Here is a 15,541-nt window from a genome sequence, read left to right on the forward strand (position 1 = left end):
CAGGGGGACGTATGGGGGGACGTATGGGGGGACGTATGGAAGGCGCGAGCGCTCGGCCTCGTCGGCGCAAGGCGGTGGTCTGGCTGCTTGCCGGATGCGTGGTGTGGACGCTGGCGGTGGTCATCTGGGCCGCCGTCGCCCTGCTCAGTCCGGACTCTCCACCGCCTGAGGAGGCGGTGGAGCGCAGAGCCGCGATGCATCACGAGCAGCACCACCCGGACCTGCGTTTCTACGTGCCGACCTACGCCAAGACGCACAAGGACGGCACGTCCGTGCTCCGCTACCGGGTCGGCGACAGCGACGACTCGGGAGTCGCCGACTTCCTCCGGACGTACGACATCACCGCCGAGCCGCGGCGGACCGGCCCGTCCGAGGAGAAGTACGCCGACCGCTTCGGCGGCGTGCGGCGCACCGTCATGGTCGTCTACGCCCAACCGGCCGACGGCGAAGGCCACTTCGACTCGGCGGCGCGGATCACGGTCAGAGCGCGGTGAGACGGCCGAGGACCGATTCCTCGCACAGCGCGCCCGCGAGGCCGGCCGCGTACGCATCCGCCGCGGTGACTCCCAGGCGCGCCGCCAGCTCGTACTCGTGGCCGAGGTCGGTGCCGAACATCGCCGGGTCGTCCGTGTTCACCGAGCAGAGCGCGCCGGCCTCGCGCAGGCGCGGCAGCGGGTGCGCGGAGAGGTGCTCGACCACTCCGGTGCGCAGGTTCGAGGTCGGGCAGACGTCGAGGACGACGCCCCGGTCGGCGATCTCCGCGAGCAGGTCCCGGTCGTCGGCGGCCCGGATGCCGTGGCGCACGCGGGCGGCGCCGAGTTCGAGGGCCTCGCGGACGGAGTCGCTGCCGCCGGACTCTCCCGCGTGGGGGACGAAGGCGAGCCCGCCGTCCCGGGCGATCTCCACCGTCTTGCGGTACGGCTCCAGGGGGCCTCGCAGCTCGTCGCCGCCGATGCCGAGCCCCACCACACCCCGGTCGCGGTACCGGGCGGACACCCGCGCGCACTCCTCGGCCAGGCCGGTGGGGCAGCCGCGGTAGAGGTCCGGGGTCAGCCGGACGGTCAGGCCGAACCGTTCCTCTGCCTCCATCGCCCCCTCGACGTACCCCGTGTAGATCTCGTCCCAGTCGATGCCGTGCGACTCCACGCGTTCCGCCGGCGAGAAGATGGCCTCCAGATAGACCGCGCCGTGGCCGCTCGCCTGCTCCGCGTAGTCCACCACCACCTGCCGGAAGTCGTCGGCGGTGCGCAGGCAGTTGGTCGTCATGCCCCATACTTCGATGAAGTGACGGAAGTCCGTGAACCGGTACAGCTCTTCGAGGCCCTCGACGGTGTCCGCGGGCAGGGTCTCTCCATTGCGGCGGGCTATCTCCAGGAGCGTGGCCGGGCGGATCGTGCCTTCCAGGTGCACATGCAGTTCGATCTTCTTGGACCCGGTCTTCTCGGACGCCGACGACACGTGACTCTCCTCAGGGATATGGACCAGGGGTTTCATGCTGTCTGGAGGAACGCCCTCAGCGCCTCGATGAGCCGCCTCGCGCGCGCGTCGCCATGGCCGATCATGCGGTTCGCCGTGTAGGCGAAGCCGACGCCGAACTCGTCGTCGCCGAAGGCGAATTGACCGCCCGAGCCGTCGTTGCCGAAGCTGCGGGCGCCGAGCATCGGGCGGAACCGGGGCGCGTCGAGCAGGAAGCCGGAGCCCCAGCGGGCGCCCAGGTCGAAGCCGGACCAGGACGGGCCCGCCGTCAGCTCGCGGAGCGCGTCGGTGACGGTGTCCGCCGTGAGCAGGCGGGGCGAGCCGTCGACCCCGGTCGCCGCGGCCGCGTACAGCGTCGCGAGACCGCGCGCCGACGACACCGCGCCCGCGCCGGGAATCTCGGCGCGCAGCAGCGCCGGGTCGTTCCAGCCGTGCGGTTCGTCGAGGCCGGGGAAGGCGAACGCCCCGTTCATGGTGACGATCCGCATCACAAGGGACTCGGGGCCGGGGTTGCCAGGACGGCCTTCGGCCTCGGTGAGCCGCGCGAGGTGCGGCACCTCGTCCTCGGGCAGACCGATCCACGTACGCAGTCCGAGGCGGTCACCGACGGCCTCGCGGAAGTACGCGCCCGGCGTGCGCCCGGTGACGCGGCGGATCAGCTCCCCGAGGACGAAGCCGAAGGTGTGCCCGTGGTACTCGTGGGCGCCGCCCGGCTCCCACAGCGGCTTCTGCTCCTCGATCGCGTGGACCACCGGCGTCCACGCGGTGATCTCGTCGAAGCTCAGGGAACGGTCGAGGGCGGGGAGTCCGGCGCGGTGCGCGAGCATCATGCGCGGTGTGACCGCCTCCTTGCCGCCGCGCGCGAACTCCGGCCAGCGGACGGCCACCGGAGCGTCGAGGTCCAACTGCCCTTCCTGGGCGAGCAGATGGACACAGACACTGACGAGGCCCTTGGCGCAGGAGAAGACCGGGACGACGGTGTCCTCGTCCCACGGGCGCCCGGTCCGCTCGTCCGCGACACCGCCCCACAGGTCGACGACCTTGCGCCCGTCGACGAACACCGCGACGGACGCGCCGAGTTCACCCGACTCGTCGAAGTTGCGGGTGAACGCGTCCGCTACCGCCCCGAACCGTTCGTCGGCCCATCCGCCGTGCTCCACCGTGACTCCTCTTCCGCAACATGGTTCTCCAGACAACCTGTTCGCGCGTGGTCACGCACGGACAGAGTCGCTGGTCATCGACCGGGTCACGGTATGGGGCAGGAGCGGCGCTCACCAGCGATTTTCCGTTGGCGCCCCTGTCTTTCAGCTCACGCCCCGCTCGCGCCCCTCCCAGTAAGGCCGGCGCAGCTTGTACTTCTGGAGCTTTCCGGTGGTCGTGCGGGCCAGTTCGGGTCGGAACTCCACCGAGGTGGGGGCCTTGAAGCCGGCCAAGTGGGCCTTGCAGTGCCGGATCAGGTCCTGTTCCGTGGCCTCGGCGCCGGAAGCGAGCACCACCAGCGCCTTGATGGTCTCGCCCCACTTCTCGTCCGGCACCCCGATCACCGCGACCTCGGCCACCGCGGGATGGCTGAACAGGACGTCCTCCACCTCGATCGAGGAGACGTTCTCACCGCCGGTGATGATGACGTCCTTCTTGCGGTCGCTGATCGTGAGATGGCCGTCCTTGCCGATGCTGCCGCCGTCGCCCGTGTGGAACCAGCCGTCCTCCAGCGCCTCGGCGGTCTCGTCGGGCTGCTCCCAGTAGCCCTCCAGGATCACGTTCGAGCGGGCGAGTACCTCACCCTCGTCCGAGGTCCGCAGCGTCACCCCGAGGGCGGGCGGACCGGCCTGCACCAGCTTCTCCGCGCGCTCCCGCGGCTCCAGGCCGTCCCACTCGGCGCGCGTGCGGTTGATCGTGAGGAGCGGGGACGTCTCGGTGAGGCCGTAGATCTGGATGAACTCCCAGCCCAGCTCGGACTCGACCCGCTCGATCGTCTTCGTGGGCGGCGGTGCCCCCGCGACGATGACGCGCACCCGGTCCCGGCCCGGTATCTCCCCCTCCCAGGTCTGCGCGGCGGCGAGGACCGCGTTGACCACCGCCGGCGCGGCACACATCACGGTGACACCGTGCTCGGCCACGCGGCGCAGGATCTCCGCGCCGTCCACCTTGCGCAGCACGATGTGGCGCGCGCCCACGCCGGACATCGCGAACGGCATGCCCCAGCCGTTGGCGTGGAACATCGGCAGGGTGTGCAGATAGACGTCCCGGTCGCCGACGCCCGCGTGCAGCGCGAACGTCAGCGCGTTCACCCAGATGTTGCGGTGGGTGATCTGTACGCCCTTGGGGCGGGCCGTGGTGCCGCTGGTGAAGTTGATGGTCGCGGTGGCGTTCTCGTCGGGCTCCCAGGGCTCGGGCTCGGTGTCGAAGCGGTACAACTCCGCGTCGGCGGCCGCCCCGAGCGTGAAGCGGTGCTCGCAGTCCACGCCCGCGAGGCGGTCCGTCAGCTCGGGGTCGACAAGGAGCACGCTCGCCCCCGACCGGGCGACGACGTGGCTCACCTCGTCGGCCGTGAGCCGGAAGTTCACCGGCACGAGCACCCTGCCGTATCCGCTCACCCCGAAGAACGACGTCAACAGCCGCGCGCTGTTGGGCGACACCACCGCGACCCGCGCGCCGTGCGGCACCCCGAGCGCGTCGAGCCCGGCGGCCTGGGCCCGCGCCAGCTCACCCACCCGGTGGTAGGTGAGCCCCTGCCAGGGCTCCGCGGGCTGGTCCGGCTCGTCGACGATGCCGACACGGTCGCCGTAGACGGTCGTGGCGCGGTCCAGAAAATCAAGGGCCCCGAACGGGACGAACATCCTGGCCTCCCGAAGCTCAAAGTGATGTACGGCGCCCATAGGACCATGGACACCGCACACCACATACTGGCTCACGGGCCAAGGCAGGTGAGGCTGCTGAGCCTGCGGCGCTTCCTGCAGCCGCCGCAGGGACGCCACCAGTTGATCGATGGCGATGCCGTCACGGTCCAGCCAGTCGGCGACGGTCGCCGGATCGTGGCCCGCGAGGGTGAACGTGAGGACCGCGATCCGGTCGGGCGCGGAGCCCAGGACGTCCAGGCCGGGCACTGTCGCCAGGGCCTGCGTCGCGTACGCCAGGAGCTCCTCCTCGTACGCGGCGACGGCGTCCCGGTCGAAGGACGTGAACCAGTTCAGCGCGGCCGGCAGGCCGACCGCGCCCGAGATGTGACCGGTGCCGGCCTCGAGCCGGTGCGGGACGGGCGCGAACGTGGTCGGCCTGCGCCCCGTCGACCAGGACCGGGCCCGGGTCTCCTTCGCGATCAGCTGCCACGGCACGATGTCGGAGTGGTGTTCCAGGACCGGCACCAGAATGTCGTCGCTGGGGCCGAGGTTCGCCCGGCCCCAGCTCTGGGCGACCAGGTTGATGGCCTCGGTGGTGCCGCGTACGAAGACGATGTCGTCCGGCGAACCGGCCCCCAGGAACCCGGCGACCGCGGCCCGCTCCGCCTCGTACAGCTCGGTGGCCTCGCGCGCCATGGTGTGCGCGCCGCGGTGGATGTTGGAGTTGGCGGCGGAGTAGTAGGCGCCGAGCGCCTCGATGACCTGGCGTGGCTTCTGCGTGGTGGCGCCGTTGTCGAGCCAGACCAGCGGGTGGCCGTTGACCGTGCGGTGCAGGATCGGGAAGTCCTGGCGGGCCGACTCGGGGGAGTAGGCGGGTGGTTGGGGGCCGGGGAGCGCGGTGGTCGCCGGTTCCGTGAGAAGGGCCTGGGCCGATGGGACGGACGGAGTCGCCGGCACCCCCGGAACCGTGCCGCCCGAAGCCTCTGGCCCCCGCAGCTGCCCCGTGAGGTCAGGAATAGTCATGGTAGTCCGACACCTCGACGTTCTGCAGGACGGCGATGGCGTCCTCCACCAGGACCGCCGTGTTGAAGTACGCCGTCATCAGGTACGACGTGATGCCCTTCTGGTCGACGCCCATGTTCCGCATGGACAGGCCCGGTTCGACCTCGACCGCGACGCCCGCAGGACGCAGCCCGACCACGCCCTGCTTGTCCGAGGGCAGCAGCGGCACGCCGCGCTTCGTACATTCACGGCCGAAGGCGGCGATGGCCTTGGGGTGCGCGAGGAAGAACCCGGGCTGCTACCAGACCTTGGTGAGGAGTTCGTCCAGGTCGTCCGGGGTGGGCGCGCCGGTGCGCGACTGGACGCGCTGCCCCGCGGAGACGTTGTTGAACAGGCCGTACTCGGGGTGGTTCAGGAGCGAGGACTCCTGCCGTTCGCGCAGCGCGGCGACGGTGAGGTTGGACTGCGCCCGGGTCTGGTCGATGGGGCCGTTGAAGAGGTCGGCGACCCGCGTGTGCACGCGGAGCACCGTCTGAGCGAGGGCCATCTGGTACTCGCGCGGCGCGTCCTCGTAGTCGACGAACGTGCCCGGCAGGTCGACCTCCCCGACGTGCCCCGCGCTGAGGTCCACCGGCACCTCGGCGCCCGGCGTCATCATGTCGCCCTCCGCGTACGCCGCGCACGCGCCCCGCAGTGTCTCGTCACGGTCGATGAGTGCCGCGAGCGCGCTGCGGTCCGCGCAGAGCGCCACACCGGGGGTGAGCGCCTTGACGCGGTAGGGCATGGCCTCGGCGCGGGTCCAAGCGCCGAGGTAGCGCGCGCAGCAGATAGCGCGGGGTGATGCCGCGCATCTGCGGGGTGGTCTTGGTGGTCGTCGCGAGTTGCAAGTGGTGATTTTTCAGGGCTGATCGAGAAAAGACCTGAAACGGCCGAACCATCGCACTCGAACCTCTGGCCGACCTTTCCATACGACCCTAGCGAATTCCCTCCACAGCAGATATCAGGCTCAAATCATCCCCATACCGGAGCTAGGTGCCCCTGCAAAAGGCGCTTATGGCTCGCCGCCCGGCCGTGGTTTTCAAGCCGAGGCGCGTGGCCGGGTCTTGTGACCTCGCGCCGCTCTCGCCATACTCGGCGCCGTTGTTGCCGGGCAGGGACGCGACCACGTGACTGCTTGGCATGCTCATGTCTGTAACTCCCCGGAGCCGCCCCGACGGGAACGGCTCCAACCCCCCATGGAGGTACCGAGTGAGAACCCCACAGTTACGCACGCGCCGCCTCGTCATGGCAGGAGCGAGCGTCGCCGCCCTGGTCGCGGGAAGCCTGACCATGGCGAACACCAGCACCGCGGCACCCACCCCCACGGCCGACACCCTGTCGTCGGCCGCCGCAGGTGACCTCGCGACAACGCTGGCCGCCGACCTGAAGGGCAGCGCGGCCGGCGCGTACTACGACGCGAAGGCGCGCAACCTGGTCGTCGACGTCGTCGACGAGGCCGCGGCCGAGCAGGCGCGCGAAGCCGGTGCCGTGGCCAGGGTCGTCGGCAACACCCGTACGGTGCTGGAGGCGGCCAAGAAGCAGCTCAACGAGGGTGCCGTGCCAGGCACTTCGCGCGCGATCGACCCTGTGAGCAACAAGGTCGTCGTCACCGCCGACAGCACGGTGAAGGGCGCGCAGCTGCGTGCCGTGAAGCAGGCTGTCGCCGCCCAGGACGGCAAGGCCGTGCTCAAGCGGACGGAGGGCAAGTTCTCGCCGCTGATCGCGGGCGGCGACCCGATCTACAGCTCGGGCGGGCGCTGTTCGCTCGGCTTCAACGTCGTCAAGGACGGCGCCCCGCACTTCCTCACCGCGGGCCACTGCACCGAACTCGCGGGCACCAGCTGGTCCGACAGCCAGGGCGGCGCCGAGATCGGCCAGGCCGTCGACTGGACGTTCCCCGGAGCCGACCACGCCCTGGTGAAGTACACGGCCGACGTTCCGCACCCGAGCGAGGTCAACCTCTACAACGGCTCCACCCAGCAGATCACCGGCGCGCGCGAGGCCGTCGTCGGTGAGCAGGTACAGCGCAGCGGCAGCACGACCCAGGTGCACGACGGCTCGGTGCAGGGACTCGATGTCTCGGTCACCTACCCGCAGGGCACCGTGGACGGTCTGATTCAGACCGACGTGTGCGCCGAACCCGGCGACAGCGGCGGCTCGCTCTTCGCGGGCAGCGACGCGCTGGGCCTGACCTCCGGCGGCAGCGGCGACTGCTCGGGCGGCGGCCAGACGTTCTTCCAGCCGGTGACGGACGCCCTCGCGGCGTACGGAGCGCAGATCGGCTGACCTGAATCGCACCGGAGCACCGGAGCACCGGAGCACCGGAGCACCGGAGCACCGGAGCGCCTGAGCGCCTGAGCGCCGGAGCACCGGAGCGCCTGAGCGCCTGAGCGCCTGAGCGCCTGAGCGCCTGAGCACCGGAGCGCCTGAGCGCCTGAGCACCGGAGCGGCCCGAGTACCGGATCACCGGATAGCCGGGCGAGGAGTCGGGAAGGATGGTCCCGGCGCGGTCGTGATCACCGACCGCGCCGGGGCGGTCCCTCTCCGATGCGAGGGGCGGCCCCCTTCCCGGAGCAGGGGACGGTCCCTTCCGGTGCGAGAAGGGTGCAGCGATGACACATTCGGCCCCTGGACGGCTCGTCATATCGCGGGCGACGCCCGACGACTGGCGGACGGTCGTCGGATGGGCGGCGGACGAGGGCTGGAACCCGGGGCTCGGGGACACCTCGTCCTTCTTCGCCCAGGACCCCGACGGATTCTTCATCGGCCGGGTGGACGGTGAACCGGCATCCGCGATCTCGGTCGTCAACTACGACGACCAGTACGCCTTCCTCGGCTTCTACCTGGTCCGCCCCGACCTGCGGGGCCAGGGTCACGGCCTCGCCACCTGGAACACGGCACTCGCCCGCGTGGGCGGGCGGACCGTCGGCCTCGACGGCGTGGTCGCCCAGCAGGCCACCTACCGCCGCTCGGGCTTCGAGTTCGCCCACACCACCATGCGCTACCTGGGCCCCGCACCCACCGGCGCGCCAACTCCCGCACACATCCTGCCCGTTGAGGCGGCCGGGCTCCGCGCCATCACCGCCTACGACGCCGCGAGCCATCCGGCCGACCGCCCGCGCTTCCTGGACTCCTGGCTCACCGCTCCCGGGCACCGCGCCCTCGCCCGCGTCGTCGACGGCCGCGTGACCGGGTACGGAGTGCTGCGTCCCGCACGCGAATCCCTGCGCATCGGGCCGCTGTTCGCCGACACGCGCGCCGACGCCGAGGCGCTCTTCGACGCGCTGACCGCCGAGGCGGACGGCGCTCCCGTCGCCATCGACGTGCCCGGGACACAGCCCGAGGCCGTCGCCCTCGCCGAGACACGCGGCCTGAAGCCCACGTTCGAGACCGCGCGGATGTACACGGGCCCGGTGCGGCCGCTCGCCCAGGAGCGGGTCTACGGCGTCGCGACGCTTGAGCTGGGCTGACGGCGCCGGCTGGAGCTGGGCCGACGCGCCGGCCGGAGCTGCGCTGACGCGCCGGCTGGAGCTGCGCTGACGCGCTACGTGATCGTCAGCCGCCGCTTCGTCTTCGCCTCGGAGCTGTCGCCGACGTAGAGGTCCACCGCCCCCGCCTCGACCCGGAACGCGCCGTCCTGGTCGTTGGTCCAGAACCCGAGGTCCTCGGCGCCGAGCCGGAAGCGGACCGTCGTCGACTTGCCCGCGTCCAGCGTCACCCGGCGGAATCCGCGCAGCCTGCGCACCGGCTGCGCGATGCTCGCCGCGATGTCGTGGACGTACAGCTGGACGACCTCGTCGCCCGTCCGGTCACCGGTGTTGGCGAGCGTGACCGACACCTCCACGGTGTCGCCCTTGCGCAGGGCGCCCGCGGACACGCGGTCGCGGCTGAGCTTCGGCCCGCCGAGCTCGAAGGTCGTGTAGGTGAGCCCGTGGCCGAAGGCGAACTGCGGGTCCGGGGGCAGGTCCAGGTACTTGGACGTGTACTTGTTGTCCGCGGCGTACGGGCGGCCCGTCGACTCCCGGTTGTAGTGGACGGGGATCTGGCCGACCGTGCGCGGGAACGAGACGGGCAGCTTGCCGCCGGGAGCGACCTCGCCGAACAGCACGTCGGCGATGGCGTTCCCGGCCTCGAGCCCCGGGTGCCAGGCCTCCAGGACGGCGGGCGCGGCGTCGAGCCAGTCGCCGACCGTCAGCGGCCGCCCGTTGACCAGGACCACCACGAACGGCTTGCCCGTCTTCGCGATCGCCGCGATCAGCTTCTCCTGCGCGCCGGGCAGGCCGATGTCGCTGCGCGCCGCCGCCTCGCCGCTCATCGCGGGAGGCTCGCCGACCACCACGACGGTCACATCGGCGCCCTTGGCCGCGGCGACCGCCGCCGGGATGCCGCTGGTGTCCCTGCCCTCGGCGTCGACGCCCTTCGCGTACGTCACCTTCGCGTCCGGGGCCGCGCGCTTGACCGCGTCGAGGACCTTCCCGGCGGGGAACTTCTTCGTTGCGCCCGGGAACGTCCAGGTGCCAAGGAGATCCTCGGAGTCGCCGAACGGTCCGACGACCGCGATCGACCCGGTGGACTTCTTGAGGGGGAGCGCCCCGCCGTCGTTCTTCAGGAGCACCATGGAGCGGGCCGCCGTCTCACGGGCCGCCTTGCGCGCCCGCGCCGACGGCTTGTCGATGGCGGCGCCCTCGTCGACGTACGGATTCTCGAAGAGACCGAGGTCGAACTTGAGGCGCAGGATCCGCGCGACCGCCTCGTCGAGCCGCCGCTCGCCGATCATCCCGGCACTCAGCAGCTTCTTGCCGTGCTTGGCCAGGTCCGTGCTCGCCATCTCCATGTCGACGCCGGCGTTGAGCGCGAGACGGGCCGCGTCGGCGCCGTCCTCGGCGAAGCCGTGCGCGATCAGCTCGTCGACGCCGTTCCAGTCGCTGACGACGAGACCGTCGAAGCCCCACTCCTTGCGCAGTACGTCGATGAGCGTGTGGGAGTCGGCATGCGCCGGGACCCCGCTGATCGTGTTGAAGGAGGCCATCACCGTGGCCACTCCCGCGTCCGACGCGGCCTTGAACGGCGGTAGATACAGATTGCGCAGCCGGGACTCGGACACGTCGACGGTGTTGTAGTCGCGGCCGCCCTCGGCCCCGCCGTACGCGACGAAGTGCTTGGCGCAGGCGGCGACGCGGTCCTTGCCGGCGAGGCCCGCACCCTTCTCGCCCTGGTACCCCTCCACCTTGGCCACGGCGAACGCCGTCGTCAGATACGGATCCTCGCCGCAGCCCTCGGCGACGCGGCCCCAGCGCGGTTCGTGCGTGACGTCCATCATCGGCGAGAACGTCCAGTGCACGCCGTTCGAGCGGGACTCCTTCGCGGAGATCTCGGCGTCCCGCCGGGTGACCTCCGGGTCGAAGCTCGCCGCCTGGGCGAGGGGGATCGGGAACGTCGTCCACAGGCCATGGATGACATCGAGCCCGAAGAGCAGGGGGATGCCGAGCCGGGACTCCTCGACGGCGATGCGCTGCAGGGCGTTGCTGTTCTCGGCGCCGAAGATGTTCAGGACGGAACCGAGCCGTCCCGCGCGCGCCGCGTCCTCGACATCCTTGGTCTCACTGCCGCCGGGGCCCGTGGCGACGGCCCACGGAAGTTGCTGCAGCTGACCCAGCTTCTCTTCGACAGTCATACGCTCGAGCAACTTCTTGATCTTCGGGTCGGGGCGGCCCGGGCGCTCCGGCGCGGCCTGGGCGCTTCCCGTACCAGCGGCGGTGAAGCCGCCTCCTGCAACGGCCGTGCCGCCGATCGCGGACAGCAGAGAACGCCTTCGTAGCTCTCGCATGTATTCGCTTTCTCGCATCAGGAAGGCGGTAACGGTATCTCTTTCCGATGCCTCTTCCGGTGAAGCTTGACCTTAAGAAAGCTTGAGGTCTTACGTTCCTCTCATGAGCATGGAAACGACAGCCTGGACCCAGCTGCACAGCGTCATGAACGCCGAGCAGGACCGCCGCCCCTTCGCCCGCGCCACGCTGCGCCGCATCGGCGCGTTCGCCCGCCCGCACCGGCGCCGCATCGCCCACTTCGTACTCCTGAGCATCGTGACCGCGCTCCTTGCCGTGGCGACCCCCGTCCTCGCGGGCAATGTCGTGAACGCGATCGTCTCCGACGGGGAGTCCTCCCTCGTCGTCCGGTACGCCCTGCTCATCGCCGCCATCGCCGTCGCCGAGGCGGGACTCGGCCTGCTCAGCCGCTGGCTGTCGGCGAACTTGGGGGAGGGGCTCATCCTCGACCTGCGGACCGCCGTCTTCGACCACGTACAGCGCATGCCCGTCGCCTTCTTCACCCGCACCCGCACCGGCGCGCTGGTCAGCCGCCTCAACAACGACGTGATCGGCGCGCAGCGCGCCTTCAGCAACACCCTCTCCGGCGTGGTCGGCAACATCGTGACCCTGCTCCTCACGCTGGCCGTGATGCTGACGCTCTCCTGGCAGATCACGCTCCTCGCGCTCGTGCTCCTTCCGGTGTTCGTCGTGCCCGCGCGCCGCATGGGCTCCCGGATGGCCAAGCTCCAGCGGGAGGCCGCGCACCACAACGCGGCGATGGGTACGCGCATGACCGAGCGGTTCTCCGCTCCGGGCGCCACGCTGATCAAGCTCTTCGGCCGGCCCGGCGCCGAGTCGGCGGAGTTCGCCGCGCGGGCCCACCGGGTGCGGGACATCGGCGTCCGCACGGCCATGGCGCAGTCCGCGTTCATCACCGCGCTCACCCTCGTCTCGGCCCTCGCGCTCGCTCTCGTCTACGGCCTGGGCGGCTACTTCGCCCTGGAGGGCACGCTGGACGCGGGCGCGGTGGTCTCCCTCGCCCTGCTGCTCACCCGGCTTTACGCGCCGCTGACCTCCCTCGCGGGAGCGCGGGTCGAGGTCATGAGCGCGCTCGTCAGCTTCGAGCGGGTCTTCGAGGTGCTCGACCTGAAGCCGCTGATCGACGAGAAGCCGGACGCCCGCGAGGTCCCTTCGGGGCCGGTGGCGGTGGAGTTCGACGACGTCCGCTTCGGCTACCCCTCGGCCGACAAGGTCTCCCTCGCCTCCCTCGAAGAGGTCGCATCGCTGGACACCCGCGGTGGCGATGAGGTCCTGCACGGGCTGTCCTTCCGTGCCGAGCCGGGCCAGACCGTCGCGCTCGTCGGCTCCTCCGGAGCGGGCAAGTCGACGATCGCCCAACTGCTGCCGCGGCTGTACGACGCCGACGGCGGGGCCGTACGCATCGGCGGGGTCGACGTCCGTGACCTCACGGCGGTGTCCATGCGCCAGACCCTCGGCATGGTCACCCAGGACGGCCACCTCTTCCACGAGTCGGTCCGCGCCAACCTGCTGCTCGCCCGCCCCGAGGCCACCGAGGACGACCTCTGGGACGTCCTGCGCCGGGCCCGCCTCGAAGACCTCGTGCGCTCCCTGCCGGACGGCCTCGACACGGTGGTCGGCGAGCGCGGCTACCGCCTCTCCGGCGGTGAACGGCAGCGCATGACCATCGCCCGGCTGCTCCTGGCCCAGCAGCGGGTCGTCATCCTCGACGAGGCGACGGCCCACCTGGACAACACCTCGGAGGCCGCGGTGCAGGAGGCCCTCGCGGAGGCACTGGAGGGCCGCACCGCGATCGTCATCGCGCACCGCCTCTCGACGGTGCGGTCCGCCGATCAGATCCTCGTCGTCGAGGCCGGGCGGATCGTCGAGCGCGGAACGCACGAGGAACTGCTCGTGGTGGACGGGCGCTACGCGGAGCTGTACCGGACGCAGTTCGCGGCGAAGGGGGAGGGCGAGGGCGAGGGCGTGGTCAAGGGCGAGGACGTGGAAGTGGTGGCGTAGGGCCGGGTTCCCGCTCCGCCCCCATGAGGCGCAGCGCCCCGCCCGAGGCGGGAGCGCGCCCGTGGCGCATCGCCGTCGCCACCATCAGACCCGCGAAGGCCACAGCCGACGCCAGGCCGAACGCGAGCAAGTAGCCCGTCTCCGCGTACAGGATCCGGTTCTCGTTCGAGTCGTCCACCAGATACCGGGCGAGGACCGCTCCCAGGAGCGTCACCCCCGTCGCCTGCCCGAGGTTGTTGGCCACGCCCATCAGGCCCGCGCCCACCGCCGTGCGATCGGCGGGCACCGCCTCCACCACCAGGTTGGAAACGCCCACGAAGAAGCAGCCGAAGCCCATGCCCATGAACAGGGCGGCGAGCAGCAGTTGCCAGAGCGCGGTGTGCAGCAGCGCGAGGGTGAGCGTGGTGGCGGAGAGACCGCAGAGGGCGAGCATGAGCGTGTAGCGGGGTCCGCGGCGCCGGGCCAGGAGCCCGCCGAGCGGCCCGCACGCCGCGCCGATCAGGCCCTGCGGTACGAGGAACACCGCGGCGCCCAGCACACTCATCCCGAAGCCGTAGCCGAGCGACGTCGGCGTCTGCACCAGCATCGGCATCGCGAAGGCCGTCCCGCCGATCGCGAAGGCGCCGGAGAACGCCGCGACGAGCGTCCAGCGCAGCGCGGGCCCGGTCAGCAGCCGCAGGTCGATCAGCGGGTCGGGGGTGCGCAGTTCACGCCGTACGAAGCCCATGAGCAGCAGGAGCGAGCAGCCGAGGGTGGCCGGCGTGGGCACCGAAGCCCAGCCCCAGTCCGCTCCCTGGCCGATGAACAGGAGCAGGCCGCCCGCCCCCGTGCCCAGGAGCAGCCCGCCCGCAGCGTCGACAGGGCGCCGCTCGGCGCGCGGCGGGCGGACCGGCGACTCGGGCAGGGCGCGCGCGAACCATGGGGTGAGGACGGCGACGTAGGCGAGGGCGAACCAGAACACCGCCCGGTAGCCGAAGACCTGACCAAGCGCGCCGCCGGTCAGCGGGCCGATGATCGCGCTCAGCCCGATCCCCGTGGTGACGGCGCCGAGCGCCACCGGCACCACCCGCGCCGGGAAGATGTCACGGATCAGGCCGTATGCCGCCGGGGCCATCACCAGGCAGGTGCCCTGCACGGCGCGGCCCGCGAGCAGCACCGGGTAGGAGGGCGCCAGCGCGCAGATCAGCGAACCGGCGGCGAAGAGCCCCGCCGCGTACAGGATCATCCGCTTCTTGCCGATCACATCGGCGACCCGGCCGAGCAAAGGCTGCGCCACCACGCCCGTCAGGCTCACCACGGTCAGCGTCCAGCCGATGGAAGGCGTGTCGAACGCGTCGGACATCAGCGGCAACACCGGGTAGATCAGGGTGAGTTCGAGCGCCGTGACTTCCGTGAGCAGGATGAGCGGGACGAGCAGGCGGGCGTACTGGGCCGGGGAGAGGTCGTCGGGCAGCGGTGCGCTGCCGGGTGAGGGGGAGGGAGAGGGATCGGACATGGGTTGCGTCGCACCGCCGCTCGTCGACTGTGACTATCCGTCAATTCGCCTGTCAGTACTGTGAGTTCATTCTTTAACGCACTTGCGTTGTAGGGGCAAGGCCCGCACACTTGCCGACGTGACCGATCTCCAGCAGAACCCCGCCGCCACTCGGGTCCGGCTCATCGAGACCGCCGAGCGGCTCTTCGTCGAACGCGGCATCCACGCCGTGTCGTTGCGCGAGATCGCCGCGGCGGCCGAACAGCGCAACACCTCGGCCGTCGCCTACCACTTCGGCGACAAGCGGGGCCTGGTCACGGCTGTCTACGCACACCGGCTCGGCCCGACCAACGAGGGGCAGCTGCACCGCCTGGCCGTGCTCGACGAGGAAGGGCGCGGCAAGGAACTGCGCGGCCTCGTCGAGGTGTTCGTCCGGCCCATGTCCGACCGCATCACCCAGGCCGCGGCCGACGGGGACGCACCGCCCAGCTACTTCCTCCGCTTCGTCGCGCAGGCCCTGTACGTCGAGGACATCGCCCCCTACGACCTGGCCGCAGAGACCTGGACCCGCGCGCTGCACCGCCTGTACACCCGCATCGACGCCTGCCTCGGCGAGCTCCCCGAACCGGTCCGGGCCGACCGGTGGCGCGTCTTCGTCGGGCTCACCCTGCACACCCTCGCCGACCTCGAACGCGCCCTGCAGCAGGGCGGGGCCCGGCCAGGACGCCGTACGGACCTGCTCGTCGCGAACCTCGTCGACGCCGCGGTCGCCGTCCTCACGGCGCCCGTCGCCCCCACGACGAGCGCCCTGCTCGAGTCCTAGCCCCCTGCCCGAACCGGAGGCCCCCGCCAGATGTCCGACC

Annotated in this window: 10 protein-coding genes and 2 pseudogenes; 5 read left to right on the top strand and 7 right to left on the bottom strand. The window is 71.3% G+C overall.

All coding sequences use genetic code 11. The features are described from left to right. Positions 1-35: 35 nt before the first annotated feature. Positions 36-494, top strand: a complete 459-nt coding sequence (locus tag E2651_RS30650) for a hypothetical protein (protein WP_135334502.1) — start codon at positions 36-38, stop codon at positions 492-494. Here E2651_RS30650 and add read toward each other — a convergent pair. The 5 genes and pseudogenes from add to E2651_RS30670 all read right to left on the bottom strand — a co-directional run. Beyond that, on the bottom strand, positions 481-1,458 hold the full coding sequence (gene add / locus E2651_RS30655; protein WP_245239341.1) for an adenosine deaminase: 978 nt from the start codon (positions 1,456-1,458) through the stop codon (positions 481-483). The genes E2651_RS30650 and add overlap by 14 nt on opposite strands. A 32-nt stretch (positions 1,459-1,490) precedes the next feature. Continuing rightward, positions 1,491-2,636 carry a serine hydrolase domain-containing protein gene (locus tag E2651_RS30660; protein WP_135334504.1) on the bottom strand — a complete coding sequence of 382 codons (1,146 nt, stop codon included), beginning with the start codon at positions 2,634-2,636 and terminating at the stop codon, positions 1,491-1,493. Positions 2,637-2,780: 144 nt separating this feature from the next. Continuing rightward, positions 2,781-4,316, bottom strand: a complete 1,536-nt coding sequence (locus E2651_RS44245; protein ID WP_167828940.1) for an AMP-binding protein — start codon at positions 4,314-4,316, stop codon at positions 2,781-2,783. 156 nt (positions 4,317-4,472) lie between these two features. Further along, positions 4,473-5,339 (bottom strand): annotated as a pseudogene (locus E2651_RS44250) (aminotransferase class V-fold PLP-dependent enzyme); the annotation flags it as partial. Then, a pseudogene (locus tag E2651_RS30670) lies at positions 5,326-6,135 on the bottom strand (Crp/Fnr family transcriptional regulator); the annotation flags it as partial. The pseudogenes E2651_RS44250 and E2651_RS30670, both read right to left, overlap by 14 nt. Positions 6,136-6,602: 467 nt before the next feature. Between E2651_RS30670 and E2651_RS30675 the strand changes: the two are divergent. Further along, entirely contained in the window at positions 6,603-7,643 is a 1,041-nt protein-coding gene (locus E2651_RS30675) for a S1 family peptidase (protein ID WP_167828937.1), read from the top strand. 326 nt (positions 7,644-7,969) lie between these two features. Further along, complete coding sequence (locus E2651_RS30680) at positions 7,970-8,827, top strand: GNAT family N-acetyltransferase (protein ID WP_135334506.1); 858 nt, start codon at positions 7,970-7,972, stop codon at positions 8,825-8,827. 74 nt (positions 8,828-8,901) lie between these two features. On the opposite strand, the gene E2651_RS30685 is transcribed toward E2651_RS30680, so the two are convergent. After that, the gene (locus E2651_RS30685) at positions 8,902-11,184 is read right to left on the bottom strand and encodes a glycoside hydrolase family 3 N-terminal domain-containing protein (protein ID WP_135334510.1); all 2,283 of its coding nucleotides are present in this window, start codon (positions 11,182-11,184) and stop codon (positions 8,902-8,904) included. Between the two features lie 103 nt (positions 11,185-11,287). Here E2651_RS30685 and E2651_RS30690 point away from each other — a divergent pair, with 103 nt between their 5' ends. Then, complete coding sequence (locus E2651_RS30690; RefSeq protein ID WP_167828938.1) at positions 11,288-13,204, top strand: ABC transporter ATP-binding protein; 1,917 nt, start codon at positions 11,288-11,290, stop codon at positions 13,202-13,204. On the opposite strand, the gene E2651_RS30695 is transcribed toward E2651_RS30690, so the two are convergent. Further along, positions 13,173-14,699 (bottom strand): MFS transporter, encoded by a 1,527-nt coding sequence (locus E2651_RS30695; RefSeq protein WP_135334507.1) that lies wholly within the window; start codon positions 14,697-14,699, stop codon positions 13,173-13,175. The two genes, E2651_RS30690 and E2651_RS30695, sit on opposite strands and share 32 nt — an antisense overlap. Positions 14,700-14,817: 118 nt before the next feature. On the opposite strand from E2651_RS30695, the gene E2651_RS30700 reads away from it, so the two are divergent. Next, positions 14,818-15,501, top strand: coding sequence for a TetR/AcrR family transcriptional regulator (locus tag E2651_RS30700; protein ID WP_167828939.1), 684 nt, complete (start codon positions 14,818-14,820; stop codon positions 15,499-15,501). The last annotated feature ends 40 nt before the right edge of the window (positions 15,502-15,541 follow it).

The organism is Streptomyces sp. MZ04 (genome assembly GCF_004684775.1).
Classification (GTDB): Bacteria; Actinomycetota; Actinomycetes; order Streptomycetales; family Streptomycetaceae; genus Streptomyces.